Source organism: Streptomyces sp. NPDC028907, assembly GCF_055564995.1.
The window spans coordinates 33,564-58,328 of the sequence record NZ_JBVHVE010000008.1 but is presented as its reverse complement, the minus strand read 5'-3'; the positions used below and the strand labels follow the sequence as shown (position 1 = coordinate 58,328).

Annotated in this window: 29 protein-coding genes; 17 read left to right on the top strand and 12 right to left on the bottom strand. The window is 69.6% G+C overall.

The features are described 5' to 3' along the window. Positions 1-107: 107 nt before the first annotated feature. The 5 genes from ACZ4UU_RS24705 to ACZ4UU_RS24685 are packed head-to-tail and all read left to right on the top strand — an operon-like array spanning position 108 to position 3,124. Positions 108-575 carry an anthrone oxygenase family protein gene (locus ACZ4UU_RS24705; RefSeq protein WP_471905547.1) on the top strand — a complete coding sequence of 156 codons (468 nt, stop codon included), beginning with the start codon at positions 108-110 and terminating at the stop codon, positions 573-575. Between the two features lie 60 nt (positions 576-635). Then, positions 636-1,688 (top strand): methyltransferase, encoded by a 1,053-nt coding sequence (locus ACZ4UU_RS24700; RefSeq protein ID WP_471905851.1) that lies wholly within the window; start codon positions 636-638, stop codon positions 1,686-1,688. Between the two features lie 47 nt (positions 1,689-1,735). Next, positions 1,736-2,485: an SDR family NAD(P)-dependent oxidoreductase gene (locus ACZ4UU_RS24695; protein ID WP_471905546.1), complete on the top strand. Its 750-nt coding sequence runs from the start codon at positions 1,736-1,738 to the stop codon at positions 2,483-2,485. A gap of 1 nt (position 2,486) precedes the next feature. Beyond that, complete coding sequence (locus tag ACZ4UU_RS24690) at positions 2,487-2,798, top strand: antibiotic biosynthesis monooxygenase family protein (RefSeq protein WP_471905545.1); 312 nt, start codon at positions 2,487-2,489, stop codon at positions 2,796-2,798. Further along, positions 2,795-3,124 (top strand): antibiotic biosynthesis monooxygenase family protein, encoded by a 330-nt coding sequence (locus ACZ4UU_RS24685; RefSeq protein WP_471905544.1) that lies wholly within the window; start codon positions 2,795-2,797, stop codon positions 3,122-3,124. Before ACZ4UU_RS24690 ends, ACZ4UU_RS24685 begins: the two co-directional genes overlap by 4 nt. 443 nt (positions 3,125-3,567) lie before the next feature. Here ACZ4UU_RS24685 and ACZ4UU_RS24680 read toward each other — a convergent pair whose 3' ends face one another. The 3 genes from ACZ4UU_RS24680 to ACZ4UU_RS24670 form a co-directional block, all read right to left on the bottom strand. Next, positions 3,568-4,569, bottom strand: a complete 1,002-nt coding sequence (locus ACZ4UU_RS24680; protein WP_471905543.1) for a beta-ketoacyl-ACP synthase 3 — start codon at positions 4,567-4,569, stop codon at positions 3,568-3,570. Between the two features lie 80 nt (positions 4,570-4,649). Beyond that, positions 4,650-5,687, bottom strand: coding sequence for a hypothetical protein (locus ACZ4UU_RS24675; RefSeq protein WP_471905542.1), 1,038 nt, complete (start codon positions 5,685-5,687; stop codon positions 4,650-4,652). Between the two features lie 169 nt (positions 5,688-5,856). Then, entirely contained in the window at positions 5,857-6,327 is a 471-nt protein-coding gene (locus tag ACZ4UU_RS24670; protein WP_471905850.1) for a MarR family winged helix-turn-helix transcriptional regulator, read from the bottom strand. Between the two features lie 244 nt (positions 6,328-6,571). On the opposite strand from ACZ4UU_RS24670, the gene ACZ4UU_RS24665 reads away from it, so the two are divergent. Together ACZ4UU_RS24665 and asnB are read left to right on the top strand one after the other, a co-directional pair. Continuing rightward, positions 6,572-7,000, top strand: coding sequence for a DUF6069 family protein (locus ACZ4UU_RS24665; protein ID WP_471905541.1), 429 nt, complete (start codon positions 6,572-6,574; stop codon positions 6,998-7,000). Between the two features lie 109 nt (positions 7,001-7,109). Then, on the top strand, positions 7,110-8,990 hold the full coding sequence (gene asnB / locus ACZ4UU_RS24660) for an asparagine synthase (glutamine-hydrolyzing) (RefSeq protein ID WP_471905540.1): 1,881 nt from the start codon (positions 7,110-7,112) through the stop codon (positions 8,988-8,990). 113 nt (positions 8,991-9,103) lie between these two features. Here the strand turns inward: asnB and ACZ4UU_RS24655 are convergent, their stop codons facing one another. After that, positions 9,104-10,960 (bottom strand): AfsR/SARP family transcriptional regulator, encoded by a 1,857-nt coding sequence (locus ACZ4UU_RS24655; protein WP_471905539.1) that lies wholly within the window; start codon positions 10,958-10,960, stop codon positions 9,104-9,106. A gap of 208 nt (positions 10,961-11,168) precedes the next feature. Between ACZ4UU_RS24655 and ACZ4UU_RS24650 the strand changes: the two genes are divergently transcribed. Beyond that, complete coding sequence (locus ACZ4UU_RS24650; protein WP_471905538.1) at positions 11,169-12,776, top strand: MDR family MFS transporter; 1,608 nt, start codon at positions 11,169-11,171, stop codon at positions 12,774-12,776. Here the strand turns inward: ACZ4UU_RS24650 and ACZ4UU_RS24645 are convergent. Next, positions 12,773-12,958 (bottom strand): hypothetical protein, encoded by a 186-nt coding sequence (locus ACZ4UU_RS24645; RefSeq protein ID WP_471905537.1) that lies wholly within the window; start codon positions 12,956-12,958, stop codon positions 12,773-12,775. The genes ACZ4UU_RS24650 and ACZ4UU_RS24645 overlap by 4 nt on opposite strands. A gap of 420 nt (positions 12,959-13,378) precedes the next feature. Here ACZ4UU_RS24645 and ACZ4UU_RS24640 point away from each other — a divergent pair, with 420 nt between their 5' ends. Continuing rightward, the gene (locus ACZ4UU_RS24640; protein ID WP_471905849.1) at positions 13,379-13,759 is read left to right on the top strand and encodes a holo-ACP synthase; all 381 of its coding nucleotides are present in this window, start codon (positions 13,379-13,381) and stop codon (positions 13,757-13,759) included. Between the two features lie 13 nt (positions 13,760-13,772). On the opposite strand, the gene ACZ4UU_RS24635 is transcribed toward ACZ4UU_RS24640, so the two are convergent. After that, entirely contained in the window at positions 13,773-14,027 is a 255-nt protein-coding gene (locus ACZ4UU_RS24635) for a DUF6059 family protein (protein WP_471905536.1), read from the bottom strand. A gap of 157 nt (positions 14,028-14,184) precedes the next feature. After that, positions 14,185-14,499, bottom strand: coding sequence for a type II toxin-antitoxin system Phd/YefM family antitoxin (locus ACZ4UU_RS24630; RefSeq protein ID WP_471905535.1), 315 nt, complete (start codon positions 14,497-14,499; stop codon positions 14,185-14,187). A 331-nt stretch (positions 14,500-14,830) separates the two neighbouring features. Between ACZ4UU_RS24630 and ACZ4UU_RS24625 the strand changes: the two genes are divergently transcribed. Genes ACZ4UU_RS24625 through ACZ4UU_RS24615 form a run of 3 tightly spaced genes read left to right on the top strand, consistent with a single transcriptional unit; the run spans position 14,831 to position 16,575 of the window. After that, entirely contained in the window at positions 14,831-15,211 is a 381-nt protein-coding gene (locus tag ACZ4UU_RS24625) for a CPCC family cysteine-rich protein (RefSeq protein ID WP_471905534.1), read from the top strand. After that, the gene (locus tag ACZ4UU_RS24620; protein ID WP_471905533.1) at positions 15,208-15,939 is read left to right on the top strand and encodes a HEAT repeat domain-containing protein; all 732 of its coding nucleotides are present in this window, start codon (positions 15,208-15,210) and stop codon (positions 15,937-15,939) included. The genes ACZ4UU_RS24625 and ACZ4UU_RS24620 overlap by 4 nt, the downstream gene beginning before the upstream one ends. Before the next feature lie 3 nt (positions 15,940-15,942). Continuing rightward, positions 15,943-16,575 carry a DUF6000 family protein gene (locus ACZ4UU_RS24615; RefSeq protein WP_471905532.1) on the top strand — a complete coding sequence of 211 codons (633 nt, stop codon included), beginning with the start codon at positions 15,943-15,945 and terminating at the stop codon, positions 16,573-16,575. Between the two features lie 105 nt (positions 16,576-16,680). Here ACZ4UU_RS24615 and ACZ4UU_RS24610 read toward each other — a convergent pair whose 3' ends face one another. Continuing rightward, a complete protein-coding gene (locus ACZ4UU_RS24610) occupies positions 16,681-18,015 on the bottom strand; it encodes a hypothetical protein (protein ID WP_471905531.1) in 1,335 nt (444 codons plus the stop codon). Beyond that, positions 18,012-18,410, bottom strand: a complete 399-nt coding sequence (locus ACZ4UU_RS24605; protein ID WP_471905530.1) for a hypothetical protein — start codon at positions 18,408-18,410, stop codon at positions 18,012-18,014. Before ACZ4UU_RS24605 ends, ACZ4UU_RS24610 begins: the two co-directional genes overlap by 4 nt. A 96-nt stretch (positions 18,411-18,506) precedes the next feature. Here ACZ4UU_RS24605 and ACZ4UU_RS24600 point away from each other — a divergent pair, with 96 nt between their 5' ends. After that, positions 18,507-19,049 carry a hypothetical protein gene (locus ACZ4UU_RS24600; RefSeq protein WP_471905529.1) on the top strand — a complete coding sequence of 181 codons (543 nt, stop codon included), beginning with the start codon at positions 18,507-18,509 and terminating at the stop codon, positions 19,047-19,049. A gap of 18 nt (positions 19,050-19,067) precedes the next feature. Here ACZ4UU_RS24600 and ACZ4UU_RS24595 read toward each other — a convergent pair whose 3' ends face one another. From ACZ4UU_RS24595 to ACZ4UU_RS24585, 3 genes are read right to left on the bottom strand one after another with little or no spacing between them, the layout of a single operon-like run. Next, on the bottom strand, positions 19,068-19,529 hold the full coding sequence (locus tag ACZ4UU_RS24595) for a hypothetical protein (protein ID WP_471905528.1): 462 nt from the start codon (positions 19,527-19,529) through the stop codon (positions 19,068-19,070). Next, positions 19,526-20,029: an NUDIX domain-containing protein gene (locus ACZ4UU_RS24590; RefSeq protein ID WP_471905527.1), complete on the bottom strand. Its 504-nt coding sequence runs from the start codon at positions 20,027-20,029 to the stop codon at positions 19,526-19,528. The genes ACZ4UU_RS24595 and ACZ4UU_RS24590 overlap by 4 nt, the downstream gene beginning before the upstream one ends. Before the next feature lie 33 nt (positions 20,030-20,062). After that, positions 20,063-21,418 carry a tetratricopeptide repeat protein gene (locus ACZ4UU_RS24585; protein ID WP_471905526.1) on the bottom strand — a complete coding sequence of 452 codons (1,356 nt, stop codon included), beginning with the start codon at positions 21,416-21,418 and terminating at the stop codon, positions 20,063-20,065. Between the two features lie 223 nt (positions 21,419-21,641). On the opposite strand from ACZ4UU_RS24585, the gene ACZ4UU_RS24580 reads away from it, so the two are divergent. From ACZ4UU_RS24580 to ACZ4UU_RS24565, 4 genes are all read left to right on the top strand, one after another. Then, positions 21,642-22,391: a hypothetical protein gene (locus ACZ4UU_RS24580; RefSeq protein WP_471905525.1), complete on the top strand. Its 750-nt coding sequence runs from the start codon at positions 21,642-21,644 to the stop codon at positions 22,389-22,391. An 81-nt stretch (positions 22,392-22,472) separates the two neighbouring features. Further along, positions 22,473-23,384, top strand: coding sequence for a phosphotransferase family protein (locus ACZ4UU_RS24575; protein WP_471905524.1), 912 nt, complete (start codon positions 22,473-22,475; stop codon positions 23,382-23,384). A gap of 1 nt (position 23,385) precedes the next feature. After that, positions 23,386-24,078, top strand: a complete 693-nt coding sequence (locus ACZ4UU_RS24570; protein ID WP_471905523.1) for a class I SAM-dependent methyltransferase — start codon at positions 23,386-23,388, stop codon at positions 24,076-24,078. A 34-nt stretch (positions 24,079-24,112) separates the two neighbouring features. After that, complete coding sequence (locus ACZ4UU_RS24565) at positions 24,113-24,658, top strand: HAD domain-containing protein (protein WP_471905522.1); 546 nt, start codon at positions 24,113-24,115, stop codon at positions 24,656-24,658. Positions 24,659-24,765 lie beyond the last annotated feature (107 nt).

Sequence of the window (24,765 nt, the reverse complement as noted above, 5' to 3'; positions counted from 1 at the left end):
GCCGCCGGTGATCGTCGAGTGGTCTTCGAGTCCGCTTCGACCCGCTGCTCCGACAGTCGAGGCAGCGGCCCACCGCACCGAGCGGTGGTCAGGTCGGGAGGTGACTCGTGGTCGACTTCGTCCGGGTACTGATGCCTGTGGCTCTGCTCGCCGGCGGACTCGCGGCCGGCGGCCTGGCCATCTCGGTCCTCGCGGCGCCGCTGTTCACGACCCTGCCCACCGGGATGTACGTCCCGGTGCACAAGGGCCTGGTCACCCGCTTCGACCCGTTCATGCCGGTCTCGCTGCTCAGCTGCCTGCTGTGCGACGTGGCCCTGGCGATCACCGCGCCCGGGCTCGTTGTGCGGTCGCTCGTCGCGGCGGGCGCGCTGCTGCTGCTCGCCGCCATGACGGTGTCACTCACCAAGAACGTGCCGATCAATCGCTGGCTGTCGACCCTCGACCCGCAGAACCTGCCGGCCGACTTCGACCGCCGCGACCCACGCGAGCGCTGGATCCGCTGGAACCGCGTGCGGGGCGCGCTCGCCGTCGCGGCGCTGCTGGCCAACGTGAGCGCCGCCGCCGTACTCATCTGACGCCCGTCACCTGACGCCCCGTCATCCAACCCCTTCGGCCTAGGAGTAGGTGTGGACACCATGACCGGTGTGGTCGGCCCGGCGATGACCGCCGCCCTGCCGCCCCATGTACGGCTTCTGCTGCTGACGGACGGCAAACGGATATCCCGTGTGCTGCACGTGGTCGCCGAACTCGGCGTCGCCGACGAGCTGGCCGACGGCCCGCTCACGGTGGCGGAGCTGGCCGCGCGGACCAGCACCCACGCGGACTCCCTGGGCCGCGTACTGCGGGTCGCCGCCGCTTTCGGCGTGTTCGCCGAGCAGCAGGACGGGCGGTACACGCTCACCGACATGAGCCAGGCCCTGCGCTCCGACGTGCCCGGCAGCCAGCGGGACATGGTCCTCTACAACGGCGACGAGATGCTGTGGCGCTCGTACGGCCGGCTGATGCACACCGTGCGGACCGGTGAGCCCGCGTTCGAGGCCGCCTACGGCCACGGCTTCTTCGCGCATCTGGAGCAGGTCCCGCAGGCGGGTGCGCTGTTCGACCGCGCGATGACGGGCATGAGCCGGGCCACCGCGCGGATGCTGCTCGACAGCTTCGACTTCGGCCGCTTCGAGCGGATCGCCGACGTCGGCGGCGGGCGCGGCTGGTTCCTCGCGGAGCTGCTGGGGGACCATCCGCAGGTGCGCGGCACGCTCATCGACCGCCCGGCCGTGGTCGAGGAGGCGCACAAGATCTTCGAGGAGGCGGGGGTCGCGGACCGCGTCGAGGTGGTCCCGGGCGACTTCTTCGAGGAGCTGCCCGCGGGCCGGGACGCGTACGTGCTCAAGGCCGTGCTGCACGACTGGGACGACGAGCGGGCGGCGGCGATCCTCGGCCGGATCCGCGCCGCGCTCCAGGACCGTCCCGACGGGCGTCTGCTGATCTGCGAGTTCCTGGTGGGCCCCGCCAACCAGTGGGACCGCGGCAAGCTCCTCGACCTGGACATGCTCATCCGGTTCGGCGGGCGCGAGCGCGGCGAGGACCAGTGGCGTGCGCTGCTGGCGACCGCGGGCTTCGAGCTGGTGAACGAGCCGGTGGCCGGGCGCTGGGCGGTCCTGGAGTGCCGTCCCGTCCCGGCCGGCCGGTGAACGGACCGATCCGACGCGGCGCAGGCCGCACAATGACGGAGGTTGGTATGGAACTTCGGCTGGTGGGCAAGAACGCGCTGGTCACCGGCGGCAGCCGGGGCATCGGGCGGGCCGTCGTCCTGGCACTGGCCAAGGCCGGCGCCACGGTGGTCACCTGCTACCGGCAGGAGGGCGAGGCGGTGGACAGCCTGGCCCGTGAGCTGAAGGAGATCGGTGGCGACCATGTGCTGGTACGGGCCGATGTCGGCACCGCCGAGGGGGTCGAACTGCTGCTGTCGGAGTGCCGCAGCCGGTTCGAGACGCTGGACGTACTGGTCAACAACGCGGGCGTGATCAGCCAGGTCCCGTTCGCCGAGCTGCCGTTCGAGGAGTGGGAGCGGGTCGTCACCACCAACCTCACCGGCCCGTTCATGGTGATCAGCAAGGCCTTGCCGCTGCTGCGCGAGGGCTCCTCGGTGATCAACATCGGCTCCCGCGGCGCCATGGCGGGCATCCCGCTGCGCGGCCACTACACCGCCTCCAAGGCCGGTCTCGTCGGGCTCACCCGCTCGCTGTGCAAGGAACTCGGCGGCCGGGGCATCCGGTTCAACGTCGTGGCACCGGGCGTCATCGACACCTCGGAGCCGGACGAGCTGACCGAGGAGCAGCGCGCCGCGTACAACGAGCGGTACCTGCGCATGATGGCGCTGGGCCGCTTCGGGCGGCCGGACGAGATCGCCGGCGCCGTGCTGTTCCTCGCGAGCGAGCTGTCCACGTACGTCAACGGCGAGACGCTGCACGTCGACGGGGGTGTCTGAGATGGCGGAGCAGGTCGGCTCATTCCGGGTGCTGCTGACCGTCCAGGTCAAGCCGGGCCTTCAGGCGGAGTTCGAGAAGGTCTGGGCCGAAGGCAGCAAGGAGGTCACGGCGCAGCCCGCGAACCTGGGCCACACCCTGGCGCGCAGCGCGCAGGAGGAGTCCGTGTACTACGTGGTGAGCGACTGGACGGACCGCGAGTCCTTCCTCTCCTTCGAGAGCAGCCCGGAGCACGTCCGCCACCGCGAGAAGCTGCACCCGTACCGGACCGGCGGCTCGCTGGCGATGATGCACCTGGTGGAGGTGGCCGGATGAACGGGGCCGGGCCGGCCGCGGCCGGCCGGGTGCGGATCCTGCTGTACCTGCGGGCCGCCGAGGCGGACGTGCCCGCGGTGGCAGAGGCGTACCACCGGATCAGCAAGGATCTGGCCGGTACGCCGGGACTGCTGGGCAACGAGTTGCTGCGCGACGTCACGGATCCCAGTGCGTACGCGGTGCTCAGCGAGTGGGAGAGCATGGCCGCGTTCCACGACTGGGAGGCGGGCTCCTCCCACCGCGGCACGACCTCGCCGCTGCGTCCGTACCAGGACGGGGAACGCACCAGCCCGTTCGCGCTGTTCGAGGTGACCGCCGCGTACTGACCGTCCGGCGGCTCACCGGGGCATGTGCCTTGCGCTGTGTGTGTTCCGTGTTCCGTGTTCCATGTGCCATGTGCCGTGGGGGTGCTCACTCCCCACGGCACTTCCGCATGCCGACGCGCCGCCGGGGGCAGGCGGCGGGAGGAGTCCGCACCGCCGCCGTCGGCATGCCGCTCCACCTGTCAGCGCCTCGGCCGGGCAGGCTCACGCGCCGCGCGATCCCGCCGGGAAGCCGCTGCGCCGGTGACGGGCGGCGTCGACGTCGGCGTCGGCACATCCGCGGAAGGCACGCTCCGGAGCCGGCGCCTCGCGCTTGTCCGCGAGAGCTCGGTCCGCCCGGCCGGTGACGTGGGCCCGGCACTCCCGGACCGCAACCGCAAGCGGGCACCCGCCCCCTTCGGGAGCGGATGCCCGCTTCGCGCTGGCGCGGTCCTTGCCGACGGAGGTCAGGGCAGGCGCACCACCTGGCCCGCGTAGACCAGTCCCGCGCCGAAGCCGGCCAGGAGCGCGAGGCCGCCGCTGGGGGCCTGCCCTGAGGCCAGGAGTTCCTCCATGGCCAGCGGTATGGACGCGGCCGAGCTGTTGCCGCTGGTGACGATGTCACGGGCGACAGCCGTGCGCTCGGTGAGGCCCAGCTGCTCCACGACGAAGTCGGTGATGAGCATGTTGGCCTGGTGCGGAATGAAGGCGTCCAACTGGTCCACGGTCACACCGGCCAGCTCCAGCATCCGCTGGGTGGCGGGCACCAGTTCGTTGGTGGCCCAGCGGTAGACCTTCCAGCCCGACATGGTGATGGCGGGCCTGTCGTCGGAGCGCTCCCCGGTCCCGTCGTGCCAGGGTGCGGTCATCTTCAGTGCGGCGTTGCGCGAGCCGTCGGCCCGCCAGACCACCGGCCCGATCCCCGGTTCGTCGGACGGGCCGACGACCACCGCACCGGCGCCGTCGGCGAACAGGAACGCGGTGTCGCGGTCGGAGTGGTCGAGGATGTCGGTCATCCGCTCGGCCCCGATGACCAGCACATGGTCGGAGCGCCCCATGCGGACCAGGTCACTGGCGAGCGCGACGGCGTGGCAGAAGCCGGCGCAGGCCGCCGAGATGTCGAAGGCGGCCGCCTGTCCGGCGCCCAGCCGGTGCGCGACCTCCACCGCCACAGCGGGCATCTGCTCCATGGAGGTGATGGTGGCCAGAATGACCGTACCGATCTGCTCGGCCCCGACACCGGCCGCGGCGAGCGCCTTCTCGGCGGCGGCGGTCGCCATCATGGGCAGGGTCTCGTCGACGGAGGCGTAACGACGCGAGCGTATGCCCGAGCGGCGCTCGATCCAGTCCGGGTCGAGTCCGGTCCGCTCGGCGATCTCGGTGTTGGGCACGGAGCGCTCGGGGCGGTACACACCGACTCCCAGGAGTCGGCTGTGACGCAGGACCTGAGTGTCCTGAATCGGCGTCATGGTGATCCTTTCAAGGCGTACGGGGGCCGGGCGACGGACTACGGGTGGACCGGGCAACGGATGAGGGACGGGGGCGGCGGTCAGCGGGCCGCGGCCCGCGGGGATTGCCGGCGCCCCCGGCGCGTGGGGCCCCACGGCTTGTAGGTGGACACGGCCGTCATGAAGACCAGCGAGAGCAGGGCGACCGCCGCCGCCGCGGTCATGGACCAGCCGACCGTGTCCAGTTCGCCACCGCGCACCGGGGCCCCCTGGTCGACCAGTTCGTTGGCGCGCAGGATCAGCTGGTGGATCACGGAGAAGCCGAGCACCATCACCCCCATCGTGGTGAAGAACTTGACGGCCACCCACCTGCGCTGCAGCAGCCCCCACTTGGTGCCGGCGCCCACGATGATCCCGGTGATCAGCGCGAACATGCTGGTCATTCCGAGGAAGATCTCATCGAGCATGGACATGATGCGGTACACCGCGGCCTGCTGCTCGGCATCGCTCGTGGTGGCCCCGGAGACCGACATGGCGAACATGCCCGTCACCAGCCCCAGCCAGCCGACGGAGATGGCCACATGGGCGGTGAGCACCGCCTTGCGCATCCGCTGCGAGATGGTGCGGTTGCGCCCGCGCACCTGCCCCATCCACCGGTTGACGGAGGGGACGTACAGCAGGACCAGGCCGATGACCGAGGGCACCAGGCTGGCGACGGCGAGGCTCGCCTGCAGCGGCCCGACCAGGGGCCGTCCGCCGAGCTGGGCGAGACCGAGACCGGTGAACACCAGACCCAGGGCGGTGAACACGGTGAGCAGCACCCGCCCCCACTGGCGGCCCGCCCGTAGCATCTCGGCGAAGAAGCCGAACAGCGCGCAGAAGGCGATGGTCAGGGCCAGATCGCCGGTGGTGGCCGCACCGGCGACGCCGGTCTCGATCTGATGGGCGATTTCGAAGACGTTGCTCGCGATCGCGGCGAGTGTCGCCACGATCACCATGGCGTAGGCCCAGCCGACGGCGGGCGGGGGCCCCACCGGCGCCGTGGCCGCGGCGGCTTGGCGGACCGTGTCCGTGGGCGGCCGTCGGTCGCCGCTTGCGTGCGGGGCTCGCCGCCCGTCTGTCCGGTCTGTCGCACTCACCGTCGCGCCTCCTTCGGGACAGGCGCGGACCTCCCGCGGCAGCGGGGCTCTGACGCGCCGTCGGTATGCGGGGTTCTGGCGCGATCAGACTGGCCGGGCGGGCTCGAAGGTCACTCGAAGTCCGATAGGACGGTGAGAAGGGTGCCGCCCACGGCGGGGCCGGCCCGGTTCAGCCGGCCGCCGCGGAGTTGTCCAGCGAACTCACGAACTTGGTGAGCAGCCGGGCAAACTCCCGCTGCTCGTCGCCGCCCCAGTCCTGGAGCACGGTGCTGTAGAAGGCCTGTCGGGTACGGTGCGCGGCGGCGACGGCGTCACGGCCCGCCCGGGTCAGCTCCAGGCAGCTGCGCCGGCCGTCCTCCTGTGAGGCGACCCTGCGCACGAAGCCGGCCTTGACCGCGTCGGCGACGATCCTGCTGGCCCGTGACGGGTCGATGCTGAGCCGGTCCGCGACGAACCCCACGGTGACGTCGCCGCCCTGCTCGCTCAGTCCCTCGTCGACCGCGTCGATGACACTGAGTGTGTTGAGGTCCACGGGCTCTGCCATGCCCTTCACGACGGGCCGGGCCAGGCTGCGTCTGGCCTGCCGGCGCCGGATCCGGATCATCGCCAGTTCGACGGCGCTCAGCACGTCCGCCTCCACAGGAGCCTCGCGGGGCCCCTCAGAACCGCTCTCCTGACGGCTGTTGCCCTGCTTGGTGTCTGCACCGTTCACACTGCGAGGTTACTCGACATCGTGTGGTTCCAGCATTCCTGTGGACTCAGCATTCCTTGCCGTGCGACCATTATATGCGAACGTCATGCATATGCTCTTGAACATTAAAATGGCCGTCGCCGTCGCGACCGCGTCGGATGGCCATCCCCTTCAGGACCCCAGGAGGCCGGACATGCCCGAGAACCGCACCGCCACCCGCACCGCGAGCACGGCCCGCACCCGAGTCCTCGCCGTCGTGGGCGCCGTCGTCGCCGGCTCGCTGATCTGGGTCATCGCCCACTCGGTGCTCGACATCGACGTGCGCACCCCCGACGGCCCCGGCTCGACCACCACCACCGAACTCGTCTTCCCCGCCGTGCCGATCTCGGTGGCGGTCGTCTCCCTGCTGGGCTGGGGCCTGCTGGCCCTCCTGGAGCGCAGGAGCAGCCGCGGCCGGGCCGTGTGGACGGGGGTCGCCGTGGCCGTACTCGTCCTCTCGCTGTTCGCGCCCCTGTTCGCGCAGGGCCTGACCGCGGGCAACCGGATCACCCTGGTACTGCTCCACCTCACGGTCGGCGCGATCCTCATCCCCGCCTACCGCCGCGAGGGCGCGCGGGCGTGATCCCGGCTCCGTACACCGCCCGCGGTCCAGCACGTCTCCATGAGGCTTCGAGCGTCCCAGGAGATCGTTGCGCATCACGGAACCGACAGGCCACGGAAGGAGACCCGTCATGTGCGGCATCGCAGGCTGGGCCCGCCACGAGAGCGGTCCGGCCCGGGAGGACCCCGCAGTCGCCTCAGGCATGGTGCGGGCGATGGCCTGCCGCGGCCCGGACGACCAGGGCGTGTGGGCGGACCGGCAGGCAACGCTGATGCAGACCAGGCTGGCGGTCATCGACATCGAGGGCGGCCGCCAGCCCATGACCGCCCCGGCGGACGGCCCGGCCGACGACCAGGAGCCGCCCGCGGTCCTCGCCTACAACGGCGAGGTCTACAACTTCCGGGAACTGCGCGAGGAGCTGACCGCCCTCGGCCACCGTTTTCGCACCCGCAGCGACACCGAAGTGGTGCTCCACGCCTATCTGGAGTGGGGCGAGGACTGCGTGGAACGGCTGGAGGGCATGTTCGCCTTCGCGGTGTGGGACGTACGCCGCCGTACGCTGTTCCTCGCCCGCGACCGCTTCGGCATCAAGCCGCTGTCGTACGCGCGGGTCCAGGACGGCCTGGTCTTCGGATCAGAGCCCAAGGCCCTGCTCGCCCACCCGGCCGTCCGCCCGGTCGTCGACCTCGACGGGCTGCGGGTGCTCTTCTCCATGGCCCGCGCTCCCGGCGAGAGCGTGTACCGCGACATCCGCGAGCTGCCGCCCGGCCACACCCTGACCTACGGTCCGGGCGGCCTGGTGCTGCGCAGGTACTGGCAGCTTCAGGCCCGCCCGCACGAGGACGGCCTCGACGAGACGATCCGCAAGGTGCGCGGGCTGCTGGAGAGCAGCGTGGCCCGCGAGCTGGTCTCCGACGTACCGTTGAGCGTGCTGCTCTCCGGCGGCCTCGACTCCAGCACCGTCGCCGCGCTCGCCGCCCGCGCCCTGGCCCGCGAGGGCGGCGGCCGGGTACGCACCACGACCGTCACCTACCGCGGCTACAGCGACAACTTCCAGCCCGACCTGGTGCGCAGCGCGCCGGACGCACCGTACGCACGAGCCGTCGCCGAGCACATCGGTGCGGACCACCTGGAGATCGAGCTCACCACCGCGGACCTGATCGACACGGCGGCCCGGCGCACCGTACTGCGCGCCCAGGACGTCCCGGCCCCGTTCGGCGACATGGACACCTCGACCTACCAGGCGTTCGCGGGGGTACGCGGGCACTCCACGGTCGCGTTGACCGGCGAGAGCGCCGACGAGATCTTCGGTGGTTACAGCTGGGTGCACATACCCGACCTGGCGGACCAGGAGCAGTTCCCCTGGGTCGGGTTCGAGCAGTGGCATCCGGGCACCCGCGAGGGGCTGGGCCAGGGGCTGCTCTCCGCGGCCTTCAAGTCCCGCCTCGACATGGACGGTTACTACGCGGAGCGCTACGTTCAGGCGATGGCGGAGATCCCCCGACTGCCCGGCGAGGATCCCGAGCAGCGCCGGGCCCGCGAGATCTGTCACCTCCATCTGACGCACTGGCTGCCCAGGCTGCTGGACCGCAACGACCGGCTCAGCATGATCTCCGGGCTGGAGGTGCGGGTACCCTTCTGCGACCACCGGCTGGTGCAGTACGCGTACAACATCCCCTGGGAGATGAAGACGTTCGACGGCCGGGAGAAGAGCCTGCTGCGCGCCGCAGCGGCCGACCTGCTGCCCGAGCAGGTTCTCGAACGGCCCAAGGCACCCTTCCCGGTGAGCCAGGACGCCACTTACACCAAAGCGCTGCACCAGGAGTTCGCCGAGATGCTGGCCGACCCGGCCGCTCCGGTCCTGCCGCTGCTGGATCCGCAGAAGGCGCGCCATGTCATCACGCCCGCGGGCGAGGCGGCGGCGCAGGACTGGCTGCACCGGATGAACGTCGAGATGGCGTTGCAGGTCAACACCTGGCTGCGGGAACACGGGGTGAGCCTGCAGCTGTGATCCGGTCGGACACCGGTCATCCGGTGTGATCCGGCCACATGGTGTGATCCGGCCACATGGCGAAGGGGAGCCCGCACGGGCTCCCCTTCACCATGTGGCGCACTTCGGACCGTTCAAGCGAAAGTCCGCTCCCGTGTCCCGCGCAGCGCGTTGCGCAGTAAGGCGGGCACCCGGTACTGGAAGCACCGCCCGGTCGACGGATCGGTGGCGACGTCCACCTCCAGGAGGAAGAACTCGACCAGTTCCTCCAGCATGTCCTCGGCCTCGTCCGGATCCAGCTCCAGGGCCAGGGCCGCCCGCTCGACGGTCAGCGTGCCGTCGGCCTCCCAGGCGAGCCTGACCAGCGCGTCACGGAGCCGGCGGTCGAGTCCCCCGCAGCGCCGCAGCACATGGTGGAAGGGGTGCGGCCGCTGCAGGACCACGCCGCCCCGACGGTCGCGGCCCATCCAGTCGATGAGCTGCCGTACCCGCCAGTGCGGGCGCAGCATGAGCACCCCCACGGCCTCCAGCATCGGGCCCGGCAGATCACCGCAGAGCTGCTGCAGCATATGCATCCCGGAGTTGTCGCCCAGGGTACGTGCGCGGCCGAGCGCGGTGAGGAAGAGGTCGAGCGACGCGTGGGAGCCGAGGCGCTGGAGGTCCACGCGCGTTCTCAACAGGGAACCGTACAGGCGCCGGTAGCCGGCCAGGAGTACGGCCGACCGGGTGCCCATCGGCATCAGGGGCGCGACATGGTGGGCCGACGCCACATCGTCGACGACCAGCAGTACCCTGCGGTCCGCGGCCCAGGCCCGGAACATCCGGGAGCGGTCCGCCGGGTCGGCCGGCAGCTCCTCGCGCCGGTGGCCGATCGCCTCGAGCAAGTCGGCCAGCACATCCTCGATGCCCCGGCGCTCGGCCGGATCCCCGAGTGACACATACAGCCGCCCGTCCGGGAAGGCGTCACTCAGGCTGTGGGCGAGACTCACCACGAAGGCGGTGGTGCCCGCGCCGGGCGGTCCCGCCACCGCGACGCACCGCGGCCCTTCCTCGCCGGTCTTCTCCGTCAACGCCTTGGCAGCGCGGGCGAGTTCGGCGTCTCGTCCGATCAGGGGGACGTCGGAGGGAAGCATCACCGGTGGCTCACCGCCCGAGGGGCCTCGCACGGTTGTCCGTCCGCCCGGCAGATCCAGTCCCCGGTCTCCGGCCAGCATCTGCTGGTGGAGCCGCTGGAGTTCGGAGCAGGGCTCCAGACCGAGTTCCCGGGTGAGCACACGGCGGATGCGCTGGAAGACCTCCAGGGCCTCCGGTCTGCGGCCCGCCCGGTACAGCGCCAGCATCAGCTTGGCATGCAGCCCCTCCCGGGTGGGGTCGCCGGCGGCCAGCGCGGTCAGTTCGCTGATCAGCCGGTGATGGCGGCCGAGGAGCAGGTCCGCGTTGATGCGCTCCTCCAGCACCTCGTAGCCCTGTTCCTCCAGACGGAGCCGGTCGATGCCGACGACCGGGCCATGGGCGAGATCACTGAGAACGGGCCCTCGCCACACGGCGAGGGCCCGCTGGAGCAGTCCCGCTGCTTCCGCCACCTCGCCTCTTTCCAGGGCCTCCCGGCCACACCGGGCGAGCTCGGCGAACTCCTGGGTGTCCAGGCAGTTCTCAGGGACCGACAGCCGGTAGCCGCCGGGGGTCGTCAGCAGTGCGTGGGTTCGGCCACAAGGGTCTGGGTGCTGTGTGTCGCACAGTCCGGGCAGCTTGCGCAGCTGGTAGATGTACGTCTGGAGTGTCGTGGCCGCGCTGGACGGGGGATGCTCCTCCCAGAGTTCCTCCACCAGTTGATGCAGCCCGACCGTGGTGTTGGCCCGCAGGGCCAGCAATGCGAGAACCTGTCGGACCTTCGGTGCGGACGGCGTGACGTGAACGCCGTGATGGACGACTTGCAGGGTCCCAAGTAGACCGATCTTCAGCACTGACCCTCCCGTTTTTTTCTGCACCATTCGCAGCCTGGTGCACGTCGTGAGCGTGCGGTCGATTACTTGACTTCTGCTTGAGCGGCGCTCGACGGGGACTGGCGGTCTGGACCAGAACCATGCCGACACCTGCGCGATTCTCGTGAGCGCGACCGTAGGCTACACAAGATCTATATATGCGAATAGCATGTACTTGCGCGTAACCTCTATATGCCTCCTTGCAAGGAGAGTCAGAATGCCCGGACCCGGCCCCGGCGCTCCGCGGGAAGCCGCCACCACCGCCCCGCTGCCGCCTCGCTTCCCCCTACTCCTCGCCGCCCTGCTGCTGACGAGCGCGATGTCGATGCTCGACCAGTCGATCGTCGCGACAGCGGGCCCCGAGCTCACGGCAGACCTGGGCGCCCTGGACCTGTACAGCTGGACCTTCACCGCGTACATGCTCACGTTCAGCGTGGCCATGCCCGTCTACGGCAAGCTCGGCGATCTCTTCGGGCGCCGCGCGGTCTATCTGTCCGCCGTGGTGATCTTCTTGGTGGGTTCCGTGGCCTGCGGCACCGCCGGATCGATGGGCCAGCTCATCGCCTTCCGCGCGCTCCAGGGACTCGGCGGCGGCGGACTGCAGGTGAGCGCGTTCTCCGTGCTCGGTGATCTGATGCCGCCCCGGCAGCGCGCCAAGTACCAGGGATGGTTCGCCGGTGTCATGGTCATCGCCAACCTGGCGGGCCCGCTGGCCGGCGGTGTCCTGACCGACCAGCTCGGCTGGCGCTGGATCTTCTACATCAACCTGCCGCTCGGACTCCTCGCCCTGGCGGGCATCCGCGCCCTGCTCCCGGCCGACGCCCGTGGCAAGTCCCGGCCCCGCCTCGACTACGCCGGTACGGCACTGCTGGCCGGACTCATCGCCTGCGTGGTCCTCGCCGCCGACCTGGCCGGCCGCAACGGCTGGGGCCACCCCGCTGTCATCGCCCTCGGCGCCGGGGCCCTGCTGCTGGGGGCCGTATGGGTGCGGCACGAGCGTTCCGCGGCCGAACCGGTCGTGCCGCTCGGGCTGTTCAGGGACCGGACGTTCACCATCTGCGTGGTCGTGGCGTTCGCCGTCAGCTTCGCCTTTTTCGGGTGCGTCAACTTCGTACCGCTGCTCTTCCAGGCGGCGCAGGGCGTCAGTGCCACCCGGACCGGGCTGCTCTTCCTCCCCGCCATGATCGGCATGGCCGTGGCGACCGTGGTGGCCGGTCAGGTGATCGGCAAGACCGGACGGTACAAGTGGTTCCCGGTGGCCAGCACCGCACTGGCCGCCGTCGCCGCCGCCCTGATGTCGACGACCTCACAGGACACCGGTGCCACCACCGTGGCTGCCCTGCTCGCCGTCATGGGCATCGGCGTGGGGCTCTCGTCCCAGGTGACCACGCTGGTCGCACAGAGCACCGCACCCCGCCGGTACATCGGCGTCAGCACCTCCACCGTCGGCCTCTCCCGGAACCTCGGTACGGCCTTCGGCGCCACGGTCTTCGGCTCACTGCTCAACGCCCGGCTGGCCACCGAGGCGGCAGAGCTGCTGCCCCCGGACACGGCGGACCGAGTAGTGGCCGGCACCTTGGATCCGACACAGTCGGCGGCCCTCGACCCCGGGACCGCGACGACGGTGGCCGAGGTCTACAGCAACGCCCTGTCGACCGTCTTCCTCTCCGCCGTACCCGTGCTCCTGGCCGGGCTGGTGCTGGCACTGATGCTGAAGGACATCCGGCTGGAGTCCCGCGGGCCGGGAGGACCGGGAGGACCAGGGGGGCCGGGCGGGCCTGAAGAACCGGGCAAATCGGGAGGGAGTCCGGTGTCGGCCGCCTAGGAACGCGGTGCGGGGCGGCCGCGTAAAACGGCGCCGACCAGGGCATCGGTCAAACGGGTGCGGTGGGCAATGCCGCACCCACCACACCCGATGCCGCGCGGCTCGCACACGTATTCGCCGTCGGGCTCGCGGACGTATTCGCCGTCGGGCTCGCGCACGGGTTCGCCGTCGGGCTCGCGCACGGATCCACCATCCGACTCGCGCACGCTCGGCGGTCGCCGCGCACAGCGTGATCCTGGCGACGGGCGTGTCGTACGGATCCACCATCCGACTCACGTACGGATTCGCCGCCCGGGTTGCCCGACAAGGCGCCGGCAGCGGCCTGCCGAAAGGCGCACCGGCAGCAGGAAGGGGCGATCCGGCTGCCCGAAGAGGACGGGCGCCCGCCTCTCGGGAACTCTTCGAGCATGCGTCGAGCCGCACCTGCGAGGCTCTCCCGCATGCGATCTCGACACGTGCAGAACGGCGACGCCCAACGCGCAGGGCTCAGCGGCCTTCTGGCCGCCGTCGGCCGACGGCTGACGCGGCCTTTGCCGCACCTGCTCGCCCCTTCGCGCCTCTCCCCACCCTCGTCCTCACCCTCGCTCTCCGCGCCGGTGTCGGTGACGCCGCCGCAGGTCGTGGCGGTCGGTATCGACGTGGCGGCGATCGGGCGGTTCGCCCTCGCGCTGGACCGCAACCCCGGCCTGGCCGACCGGCTCTTCACCCCGGCCGAACTGACCCTTCCCTCAGGTGCCCGACGTGGTCCGGCCTCCCTGGCCGCGCGCTTCGCCGCCAAGGAAGCCGTGGCGAAGTCGCTGGGCGCACCGGGCGGGCTCCGCTGGCACGACGCCGAAATCCGTACGGATCCCTCCGGCCGCCCCACTCTGCGAGTTCGCGGGAGCGTCTCCGCGGCGGCGGCCAGGCAGGGCATCCGCTCATGGCATCTGTCCCTCACTCATGACGCCGACGTCGCCTCCGCCGTGGTGATCGCCTCGTCCTGAGCGTCGGCGCGGCTCACTCCCATACGTCTTCGAGCTGCCGCCAGACCGCTTGCTCCGCATCGGACCGTGCCGACAGGGGGACGTCGACCACTTGCTCGGGATGCCCCGGCCCGGGAGCGCGCCCGGCGTCGAGGGCCGCCGCCCCGTCCACCGGCCCGAAGCCATGGCACTCGGGGGCCGTGAAGGCGCCGAACGCCTGCCCCAGTGCGGACAGTCCCGTCACCAGATCCCGTCCCACCAGCCGCAGCCACGTACGCCAAGGCCACACGACGGCTTCCTTTCGCCTCGCCCACGACAGCCCGGGCAGTCCGGGTCCGACGAGGCTAGGTGGCCTTCCTCGAGAGACGTTGGAGAAGCAGCGGACAGCCAGGAGCCGGGCTCTTCAGCGGATGCCGAGTACACGGTCAGGAACACTCCAGCGGATCTCAAGGCTGCCCGGGAACACTGCTGACGGGATCACTGCCGGCAGCCTGGCAGCCCACCGCGGCGGGCGGAGCGCCGTGTCCTCCCCCGTGCACCCGCTTCCGCCCGCCCAGACCGCCACCAGATGACGAACCAGGCTCCTGGTCCAAGACCCAGCCGGGGTTGGTCTCCGCTGAGAGATCCGGCGACCGCAGCAGATACGAGCCCTCACGCAGTGCCGCGTAGTCCTCGGCCGAGACGAGCACGGCGTTGCCGTGCTGGGGCACGATCTCGATGGCCCCGTGATCGTCGTTGCCCTTCCGCCCGAGGCGAGTCAAATGAGTGAGAGCCCGTCAGAAACCCAGCGCCTTCCCGGCACGGGAATGAGCGAGGGGCTCGACTCCGATGAGCCGAGCCCCTCTGACCTGCGCATTAAACAAAGCCGACGTGGTGGATTTGCACCTAGACGTTGAAGCGGAATGCCTGAAGCCAGATCCTGACCTGCGGCGGAGCCTCCTCCAGGGCTCTGACCTGGTATTTCCTCGTTGGCATGCGTTGGCTCCCGACGGCCGTTTACGGGTGTCCTGCGGACTGGCTGCGGACTGGCCGGTCGTGCGGAGGCCGAGAAATCCATGGCGCACCGGCCGGACCTGCAACGAGACTGCGCAGGTGAGCAACCGCTACCCCTGCCCTTGCTGTGGGCACCGCGTGCTCGACGCCATGCCCGGCTCGTACGAGATCTGCCCCGTCTGCTTCTGGGAGGACGACGGGGTCCAGTTCCGCTGGCCGGCCATGCCCGGCGGCGCGAACAAGGTCTCCCTGATCGAGGCCCAGCGCAACTTCCAGGACTTCGGCGCCTGCGACCAGCACGGCCGGCGGCACGTCCGCCCGCCAGCCGAGGACGAGCCGCTCGACCCCGCCTGGCGCCCCATCGACCTGACACGCGACTCCTTCGAGGACTGGGACGCCGACGCTCGGGCCCCGTGGCCCGACGACCGCTCGGTGCTCTGCTGGTGGCTCCCCACTTTCTGGCGCCGGGACCACTCATGACCACCCACATCGAGAGACTCATCCAGCAGCTCGATGACTCGACCGGCCCGTCGTACGACGCACGCGCAGAACTGATCGACATCGGCTCCGACGCCATCCCCGCCGTCATCGACGGACTGCCCTCCCTCGGCGGCTTCGGACAGCTGACCGCCATCGAAGTCTTCGAGGAGGTGGGCGATCCCCACTGCGGTCCAGCCCTAATCGGGCTGCTGAAAAGCGACAACCCGACCGTCCGCGAATGGGCGGCCATGGCCTTGGCAAGCCTGGATATCGACGGTGCGGTCGAGCCCCTGCGCCCCGCCTACCGCGCATGCCTGGAACGTGCGACCCCGCCCGACTGGACCGAGCCGGGCGGCATCCGCTGGGCCCTGACCGAACTCGGCGCACGCACCCCTGTCGTCCCACCGCTCACCGCGCGCCTACGAGCCACCGCAGCGGACGACGCCCCCGGCTGGCCCTCGGCCCACTTCACCGAGATCATCAACGACCTGGCCGACCACGCCCAGGTGATCCTCTACTCCCAATTCTGGCGGGTGGACGCCGGCCGCACGTACGGCATCTCCGGCACCGGCCTGGACTGGGAACTCGACTGGACCGCGCCCTGGGAGCACCTGGTCGAAGAGTCCTGCACCTGGTCCCTACTGGAAGCCTCCGAAGCCCCCGTCGGCGACAACATCTTCGTCGCCCCCACCTGGATCGACCGTACCGACCTGTACCCCGAGAGGTGACCGATGCCGTTCCAGCATCCCGAGGAGAGCGGCTACGGCTACGTGATCGAGCGCTACGTGACGAGGAAGGACTCGGATCACCCGCGCTACCGCGACCTGAAAAGCGGTCGCGTCCTGCGGCCCGGGTGGCCACACGCCGAACGCTTCGCCCGTCACCTCATCGACGACGCGGCCACGATCACCGACGCCGAGTTGGAGGCCCTCCTCGGCTACGAGTGGCGCTCACGTCTCACCGGTGCCTGGCTGATCGGCGTAGGCCGACGAGCCACGTTCCGCGAACGCATCGGCGACCTGCTCCTGGCCAGCGACTTCTGCTTCTCCGGGCGCGGCTACTGCTTCGCCCTGGCCCGCTTCGGCACCCACGCAGACGCCGAGATCCTCACCGCCTACCTCGCCTACTACCTCCCCCGCACCGACCTCCGCTACGACCAGCCCGCCGCCCTCGGCGCCCTCCTCCACCTCGACGCCCACCTCGGCACCCACCACGCCGCCCGCTTCACGGAGCCCGACGGCCTCTGGGACCGGTGGGTCCGGGCCCTGGCCCACCTCCGCGACCACCCCTCCTACACACCCGAGGAGCAGCGCCGCTGGACCGACCTCCACTGCGATTTCGCCAACGGCTGGACACGTCCTTGACGTTGAGGAGCGCTGCGAGACGCGTCGAGGATTGTTGCTCTGTTGCCCCTTGTCCAACGTGCCTACTACCCACCTCATGCCAGGCGCGCCAGAGCGGGCCTCGCGTCATGCCCAGGGCACACTCTCGGCCTCGCCAACCCACCCACCCCTCTTGGCCAGGTTGCGATATGACCCTCGGTACCCCAAAGACTCCAGGATCAGCAGAGAAAGATAATGGCGCGTGAGTAGCCAGGTCTCCATCACAACTCCCGGTACGCGATAAACGACGTCTTGGGACCCCGCAGGGTGCACCAACCTGTTCCGAACCCACGTCACGACATCAGGCCCATCCATGTCTGCCCCGGACTCTTGCCTCCTCATGCTGACCAATCTTGTGAGCGCAGGCAGCTGTTTCGGATCGATTGACGTCGGAATCCCCGCGTCTTGCAGGACCTCGCGTAGCAGCGAATGCGCTGGGCGCGCCTTGTACTGGTTCCGAGTGAGACGACCACTGAGGACGAGTCGCTCCCACATCACATGCTCAAGGCCAGCGGCCCCAATCATGACCCTCTGCTCGACGAACCCCGTGTCGTTTGTGGCGGTGACCGCATAGTTGATCTGCAAACGGAGCGGCTCCGCTCTGTCAGGGTCAGCGAATGCAGGGATCAGCACGTCGAGGAGACTGGCGAAAGCCTCGGAATCGAATGGTACCCACCATCCCGAACTGATCTTGCGCGCAGGGTCGCAGAGGAGGGATCGCCATTCCTCCCACGCAACCTCACCATGTGCATCTATTCCAACCGGGAGGAGCGGTGCCACCCATCGGCCGAGACCAAACGACAGCCCGACATGGAGAGCCCTAAGGATGTGCTCTGCCTCAGCAGCAGTGAACGTACTGCCGTCGACCCGGCTTAGTTCCATGACGTGCGTCATTACGTACGCATGAACCTTATGGAGATCCACCCAGATGTCTTTATGATCGGGCCTCACGTCGATGACGATCTTCCAGTCACCGATCTCATGCAGCCAGCGCCCACCTGACCAAAGCCGCTCGCCCTCACCTGTCCTCTCGGTCAGGTGATACTGCCCCTGGAACTTCGGCAAATTGAACCAGTGCGCAACGACTCGCTTCAACGGTACGGCAGGATCGCCAAGTTCTGCCCCGTTAGTCCATCCATCGCGTTGTCCACGGAAGCTGACACGTAGGGCAGCCACACCATAGGGCCGCAGCAACTGCAGCGACACCTCGTCGCGAAGCTCAAAGGAGAAATCCGACTCACCTGTCAGGCTCCAGTCGAGGCTCAGCTTGGGCGAGCAACTCAGCTCTACGCGACCAGCAGCGTCTTCCTCCTCAACACCACCTATGGGGCCGTCGTACAATACAACTGATTCGCCTGGCATGTTGAAGGGGTATACGCCCCGGATCGGTGACGATGCTCCCTCCCGCAGGGAATCTCTCATCTCTCCACCCTTACGCACGCTTGAGCTTCTTGGGACGGATATGGCCTCAGCCCCCCTGCCTGCGGGTCGAAGCAGACAAGTCCCATCGATGCCGCAAGGTCCGCAGCGTAGGCCGAAGCCTCCTCGGCCATGCTGTAGCGCATCGGGAAGTAGATCAACGGGCCCGCCGCCTCACCGATCAATGGCCCGGTCGACCAGGGAGAGGTGTCTTCCTCGTCCTCCGTGAGATCCACCCATCGCGCCAGGAGCGCGGCTACGTACTCGGCGATACGTGGTGACGGTGGAAACTCTTCGTCCGTATCGATGTAGCGGTCGTACAACTGGGTGAAGACCTCTCGCGCTATCGCATTGTCAGCGGGTTTGTCGCCTTCCCAGACTGCCAGGTCGTAGCTCATGGCCGCACTGTGCCATACGCCAATGACAGCGTGCCTTCGGCGTCACGCAGCATGGCAACCAGACGCACTGTCCGAGGGGGCTGTTACCTTCCGCCCATGACCGCATCAGACGCTCTGCTTCGCCGCCTCGAGCAAGACTCGTCGCTGGCTGCCGCGCTGGCCTGGCCAGGTGACTTCGACATAGATCGCAGGGATCCCATCGAGGATCTTGTACTCCCATCTGGCAGGCCGCTGCACCCAGTAGCCGGATGCGGCGCCGGCGGCACGTACTTCCTCTGCGGCGAAGCCGGGGCCGAGGAGCGGCCTGTCCTATATGCCGATTCCGAGGGCCAGGCCACGTTGATCGGCGCCGACCTCGTCGAGGCCATCATGCTCATAGCCGTACTGCCTTTCTGGCGCGACATGGCGAAGGGCTTCGTGATCAGCGAACTCGGGTCGGACCTTCGGGCTGACCACCCGGACTTCGACGCCGAGCGCGACCGCCTCCTGCACGCCCTCGGGCTTGCTCCCATCTCCGAGGAAGAGGCTGCCGCTCGGCTGCTGGCCGTGGCTGCACGCACGGCCCCCGACTACGTGCCGCGCGTACCGGACGACGATTACCTGCCGTACGAGCTTTTGTTCCCGAGTGGTCCTGCGTAGCGAAGCCGGCGCTTGACGTCAGTACCTGGCGATGACCTGTCGTAGGTCCGTGCCAAGAAGGTCCCCCAGTACTCTGACGGTGGCTGGCGGCAGCGGTAGCTCGCATTCTGGATCCGTGGTCACGAGGCTGTATCTGGCGAAACCCGCAGCCTCGACGTAGTCGAGGGCGTTCAAGTCCGTCTGGGCAGAGCAACAGGGCACCGTCACGGCAAGTGAGTCGAAATAGCCGTCTGGAAGGGCTGCCGTGTCCATCGCGTTGCCCCACCAGTCTTCGATGTCAGAGCCGCACACGGGGCACCGAACACCGCACCAGTTCTCCCCGGGGTCAATGAAGGCTGCGCCGGGGATGTCCCAGACGTTATAACCGCCCAGCGCCTCAGGAACCAGTTGCTGTAGCTGGGCCTGCGCAGCCTCGCTCGCGGCCGACGCAGGCGAAAAGTGCGGATCCTTGGGTATGAGGTGAAGCAGTGTGATGCTCACGCTGCCGACCAGCCGTCCAGCGAGACCTCCGAGCCGTCATTCAGGTACTGGTGGAGGGCGCTGGCAGTGGTTTCCACAAACGCCTCGGGGATGGCGTCCGCATCGACCCAGCGGACCTGTGAGTGCTTGCGAGGTTCGCGGTTTTCGGGTTCGCCGGTCCATTCGTGGGCGGCAAAGACGACCGTGAGGAAGCCGTTGGGGGCTTCGACGCCCCAGGCGCCGTGGATGATGTGGGCGACCTTGAGGGACTCGGGCTTCACCGTCACGCCGGTCTCCTCGTAGAGCTCGCGAACCGCGGTCTCGGTGATGGGCTCACCCGGTTCGCTCTTGCCGACGGGGAGGTCCCACATGCCCTGGGCGAACTTGGCGTTCTCGCTGCGCTGGAGGAGGACGACGCGGTTGGTGGCCTTGTCGTGGATGATGACCGCAGCGACCAGCAGGGTCATGGATTCGAGCGCGGGCTTGAGGGCCTTCGGCTGATCGTCGGTCTGCTGGGCCACGGTGTTCCCTTCGTCGGGCAGGTTGTTGGCATGTTAGGCGAGGGCCTCGCGGGCGCGGCGGGCGAGATCGGCGGCGCCGGGAACGCGGCGGCGCTGGTAGACCGCGAGCGTGGAGCGGATCGAGGTGATCGCCTTGCGGGTGCGGTCGGAGGTCATGCCTTCCGTGAGCACCAGGGCCTGGGTCCAGGCGGCGACGGCTTCGTCGGCGCGGGCCTGGGCGGCGAGGCTGTCGCCGAGGTCGGCGTGGGTGAGGGCGTGGACGCGCTTGTACTTTTCGGGGTCCCAGCGGGTGAGGGCGTCCCGGTGCTGCTGCTCGGTGCCGATGTGGTCGGCGAGGTCGGTCAGGGTGCGGGCGGTGTGGCTGGCCACGGTGCCGGCGGCGGGGCCGCTCACACGGGAGTAGCTGGGCTGGGGGCCGTCGTCCCGTAGGAGGGCATCCTCGGCGGCGAGCAGGGCGCGTGCGGCCGACGGGTTCTCGTCGGTGGCGGCGTAGGCGCGGGCATGGGTGATGTGGAGGAGGGCCTCGGTCTGGCCGTCGACGTGGCCGAGGCCGCGCCGCAGGGCACCTTCGACGAGGTCGACGCAGTGGTGAGGCTGCTTGAGGCTCAGGGCCTGATGGGCGAGGGCGCGCATCATCCAGGCGGCGTGGCCGTGAGGATCGGCTTCGCAGGCGAGCTGATAGCCGACCTGGTAGTAGCGCTGGGCGGCACCTTCCTGGCCGAGGTCGTGGTGCTTCCACCCTGCGAGGTAGGCAAGTTCGGCGACGGCGCCGAAGGCGGCCCGACGTAAGGCTTCGCTGGGGAAGCGTCCGCGCAGCATGGGGGCGGCTGTGTCGGCGAGGTACGCGGTGACGGTGGTCAGGCCGTGCCCTCCGCCGAGGCGCTCGTCGGCGGCGCTGAAGGCCGCGGTGATCTGGCGTACGACGTCCACGTCCTCTCCGCCGACCAGGGACGTGCCGGTGCGGGCGCGGAGCATGCGGGCGGTGGCCTCGTCGTCGTGGCTGAGTGGCATGGCGACGCCGGCGGTGGTGAAGGCCGCGATGGCGAGGAAGCGGCGGCGTTCGACGTCGGCCCGGCCCAGGTCCGTGACCGCGAGGACGGGATCGGATCCCGCCGGCGCTTCGTCATCACTGGCCTGGAGGCCAATCTCGGTCTGGGTGACCGTGCGTGCCGCTCGGCGGGACAGCGCCTCAGCGAGGTACTGACCTACCCGGCCCGAAGGGGTGCGGGTGCCGTTCACCCAGTGCGAGATGGCCGACTTGTTGGTCTGGAGGATCTCGCCGTTCTCGGCGGCGATGCGCCGCACGTCTCGGGCGAGGGCCTCGTAGGTGCAGTCGACCGCGTCGATGACGTCGCGCAGACGGGAGTTGGTGTCTCTCTGCGCCGCCACAATCGCCTCCGCCCTGGAGCTGTAAACCGCGTATACCGCTTCAACTGCCTTCCACCGTACCCACTGAGCGTGACCACGGGTTCACTTATCAGCAGCCGCCCGGAACGGCGCGATCGTGATCCAGGCTCCCCCTTGGTCCGGGCGGCACCCCGAAGTTCCGTACGCCCACACCGGGCTCGGGCATTCCTGTGCCCGCGTCCGGACGAACAGAGACGGAGACACGGTGACCACCATCGACACCACGGCCATCACGGTCGAGCTGCCCGAGGCGTTCGACCCGCGCTGGAGCCGCCTGCCCGGCATCCAGGTCGACGGCCGGCGCATCACCCTCGACCCGGCGGAGTACTTCTTCCGCTTCGAGTCGAACACGTGGCTCGTCGCCGACTGGGAGCTGGTCAAGGCCCAGCTCCTGGACGTGGACGAGACGACCGAGAGCGCGGTCGAGCAGCTCGCGCTCGACTTCATCAAGCACCACGGCGAGTCCACCTCCAACGCGGCCCGCGTCCTGGCCACCGCCTACGAGGTGTACGCCTACCTCTTCCGCGACGAGCACCTGGCCGGCCTCGGCCTGCCGCAGATCACTGCCGACCACCTGCGGATGCTCCGCGAGGCCGCCACGCTCATGGCGCTCAACAAGGTCGAGCTGGATGGGCACATCTCCAACGTCGGCCCGTGCTGGTTCTTCCCCGCCGCCACCTCCGTCGTCTTCGACCTGGACGACGAGATGGGCGGGATGCTCGACGAGGTCTACCACGGTGGCTGGTTCAACGAGCACCGCCGGATCGAGTCCATCAAGGCCCACGCCGCCCTCGGTGGCCGGCTCGTGCATGGCTGCCAGTCCGTGCCAGACCAGTCCGGCGGCGTGGTCGCGCCCTATGGTGCCTCGATGGCCAACTTCCGTGACGACCTCGCCGCGTTCAAGGCGGGCTGGATCGAGCAGGTCTACGCCCACCGCGTGAACCCCGCCGCGTAACCCACAACCCGATCAGGCTCCGGGGCGGGCCGACATCCCTCGCCCGGCCCGGACGCCACCACCCCTCCCCGGAGCGCCCACGTGACCACGAACCCCAGCGCCGAACTCCTCGACAACCTGCTCACCATGGCCGGTCAGGCCACCGCCGTACGGGACGAGGTGCGCGTGTGGTCCATGTCCGGCGTCGAGCGCGTGACCTTCCCCGACGGTGTCACGGCCATCTTCAAGTACGCCAAGAAACCGTTCGACTGCGAGGACCAGGCCCTCCGCCTGGCCCATACCCTCGGCGTTCCCGTCCCCCAGGTCCACGCCTCCGCCGTCCTGGACGGCTGGCTCGGCATGCTCATGGAGGATTTCGGACCGACCGTCCGCGAGGCCGACGACCTCGACGGCGTTGCCGCGGCCGTGGTCCTGCACGGAGCCCGTACGGCTCCGCCCTTGCCCGTCCTCGACCAGGAGCGGCTGCGCACGCTGCCGGCCCGGGCGCTGGAGCATCTCGGACAGCTACGCAAGGTCGACCGGTGGCAGGACGCCGAGGACGTCGAGGACGCGCTCGACCGTATCGCCCAGGCTGCCGAGGCCAGCTCGGCCGGAGCGACGCTGGCGCCGTTCGGTTGGGTGCACTCCGAGTTCCACCCCACCAGCCTCCACATCGGCAAGCATGGGTGGCGGCTGCTCGACTTCGCCCGCGCCTTCACCGGCCCCGGACTGCTCGACCTCGCCAGCTGGCACGGCACCCTCGAGCCCCCGCACCCCGTGCGCCTGCGCGTCTTCCTGGAGCAGTACGTCACCGCCGGCGGCACCCCCGACGCCCTCGCCCCGCGCGGCGGGCTCACCGCCGAGAACTGGGCCCTGGGCTGGCACCGCATGTGGGCCGTCGAGTGGTTCATGGAGCAGTCCATCCGGTGGATCAACGACCCGGCCACCGACCCCGCCTACATCAAGGCCGTCCGCCGCCACATCACCGACGTCCTCCACCTCCTGGAGATCTGACGTGCTCACTCAGGCATCCCCATGGCACGCCCACGCCCTCCAACGCACCGCCGCCGGACTCGCCGAACCTCTCTCCGTACCGGCCCGGATGGAATGGACCACGAGACCCGGCCAAGGTCCCGGCGCCGAGATCCTCGGCCCCGACCTGCGCGGCAAGCGACTGCTTGAACTCGGCTGCGGCCCCGGCCACAACGCCGCCCACCTCGCCACCCGCCACGGCTCCCACGTCACCGGCGTCGACCTGGTCGGCCTCCAGGTCCGCCGCGCCCGCTCCCACTACGGACGGCTGAACAACCTCACCTTCGTCGCAGGCCAAGCCCTGCACTACCTGCACGCCTCCGACGAGCAGTTCGACGCGATCTACTCCGTCTTCGGCGCAGTAGGGCTCGTCGCCCCTGAGCTCCTGCTGCCGGCCATCGCCCAACGCCTCACACCCGGCCGGGTGCTCGCCTTCTCCGTCCCCCACCCGCAGCGTGGCGGCCGAAGCCTCTCGGGCGACGACCGACCCCGCCGCGACTTCGTCACCCTCCCCGACCGCACCCGGCTACCCATTGCCCGCTGGGAGTTCGACCCCGACCGCTGGGAGAGGCATCTCAGCCAGGCCGGCTTCTGGCTCACCTCGGCCCAGGAGTTCCACGACCCCCGCATGGGCCACTGGCCCACCACCTTGCTGATCCGCGCTCGCAAGCTCTGACCAGCCATTCGCCCCGGCTTCCCCGGAGGAACTGATGCGCCCGCCCTACCTGCTCCTCGACATCGACGGCGTCTTCATACCCTTCCCCAACGCGGACGGCTCGACCCCGGCCACCCACGCCTGCCACAACGTCGTCCCCACCGGCCGGAGCGCCGACAACCCGGTCACTGTCTGGCTCCACCCCGACCACGGCCGTCTGCTCATGGACGTGATCCGTACCGACCTGGTCACCCCCGTCTGGTGCACCAGCTGGCGGCAGGACGCCACCACCCTCATCGGACCGCTCCTCGGCCTCCCGGACCTGCCGCACGTCGACCTGCCGCGCCCGCAGATCACCACCAGCCACCCCAACGGCTACCTCTGGAAGCGCGACCACGTCGACGCCTGGCTGGCAGACGCTCCCGCCATCTGGATCGACGACGACTTCACCAGCCTCGATCACGCCTGGGCCACGGAGCGCACCGCCAAGGGAACGCCGACCCTCCTCGTTCAGCCCGACCCACACCTCGGGCTGCAGCCCAAGCACCTGACCGAGGTCGCAACGTGGGCCTCGCAGCTCCTCAGAGCCCGCGCCGCCTGACGCCTGATGCGCTGTGGGGATCAACGCTCATGTAAGCGCTGAGCGAAGTCTGTTCCCACGCTGGGCGTGATCGTTTCCCACTCCGAGCGCACCCCGCGGAAGCGCCA

Excerpts from the sequence above, each read along its gene's own strand:
- asnB (WP_471905540.1), top strand. The coding sequence starts at position 7,110 with ATGTGCGGCATCGCAGGCTGGGCCCGCCACGAGAGCGGTCCGGCCCGG.
- ACZ4UU_RS24655 (WP_471905539.1), bottom strand. The coding sequence starts at position 10,960 with ATGGTGCAGAAAAAAACGGGAGGGTCAGTGCTGAAGATCGGTCTACTT.
- ACZ4UU_RS24610 (WP_471905531.1), bottom strand. The coding sequence starts at position 18,015 with ATGAGAGATTCCCTGCGGGAGGGAGCATCGTCACCGATCCGGGGCGTA.
- ACZ4UU_RS24615 (WP_471905532.1), top strand. The coding sequence starts at position 15,943 with ATGCCGTTCCAGCATCCCGAGGAGAGCGGCTACGGCTACGTGATCGAG.
- ACZ4UU_RS24620 (WP_471905533.1), top strand. The coding sequence starts at position 15,208 with ATGACCACCCACATCGAGAGACTCATCCAGCAGCTCGATGACTCGACC.
- ACZ4UU_RS24690 (WP_471905545.1), top strand. The coding sequence starts at position 2,487 with ATGGCGGAGCAGGTCGGCTCATTCCGGGTGCTGCTGACCGTCCAGGTC.
- ACZ4UU_RS24600 (WP_471905529.1), top strand. The coding sequence starts at position 18,507 with ATGACCGCATCAGACGCTCTGCTTCGCCGCCTCGAGCAAGACTCGTCG.
- ACZ4UU_RS24565 (WP_471905522.1), top strand. The coding sequence starts at position 24,113 with ATGCGCCCGCCCTACCTGCTCCTCGACATCGACGGCGTCTTCATACCC.
- ACZ4UU_RS24695 (WP_471905546.1), top strand. The coding sequence starts at position 1,736 with ATGGAACTTCGGCTGGTGGGCAAGAACGCGCTGGTCACCGGCGGCAGC.
- ACZ4UU_RS24700 (WP_471905851.1), top strand. The coding sequence starts at position 636 with ATGACCGGTGTGGTCGGCCCGGCGATGACCGCCGCCCTGCCGCCCCAT.
- ACZ4UU_RS24665 (WP_471905541.1), top strand. The coding sequence starts at position 6,572 with ATGCCCGAGAACCGCACCGCCACCCGCACCGCGAGCACGGCCCGCACC.
- ACZ4UU_RS24650 (WP_471905538.1), top strand. The coding sequence starts at position 11,169 with ATGCCCGGACCCGGCCCCGGCGCTCCGCGGGAAGCCGCCACCACCGCC.
- ACZ4UU_RS24605 (WP_471905530.1), bottom strand. The coding sequence starts at position 18,410 with ATGAGCTACGACCTGGCAGTCTGGGAAGGCGACAAACCCGCTGACAAT.
- ACZ4UU_RS24680 (WP_471905543.1), bottom strand. The coding sequence starts at position 4,569 with ATGACGCCGATTCAGGACACTCAGGTCCTGCGTCACAGCCGACTCCTG.
- ACZ4UU_RS24685 (WP_471905544.1), top strand. The coding sequence starts at position 2,795 with ATGAACGGGGCCGGGCCGGCCGCGGCCGGCCGGGTGCGGATCCTGCTG.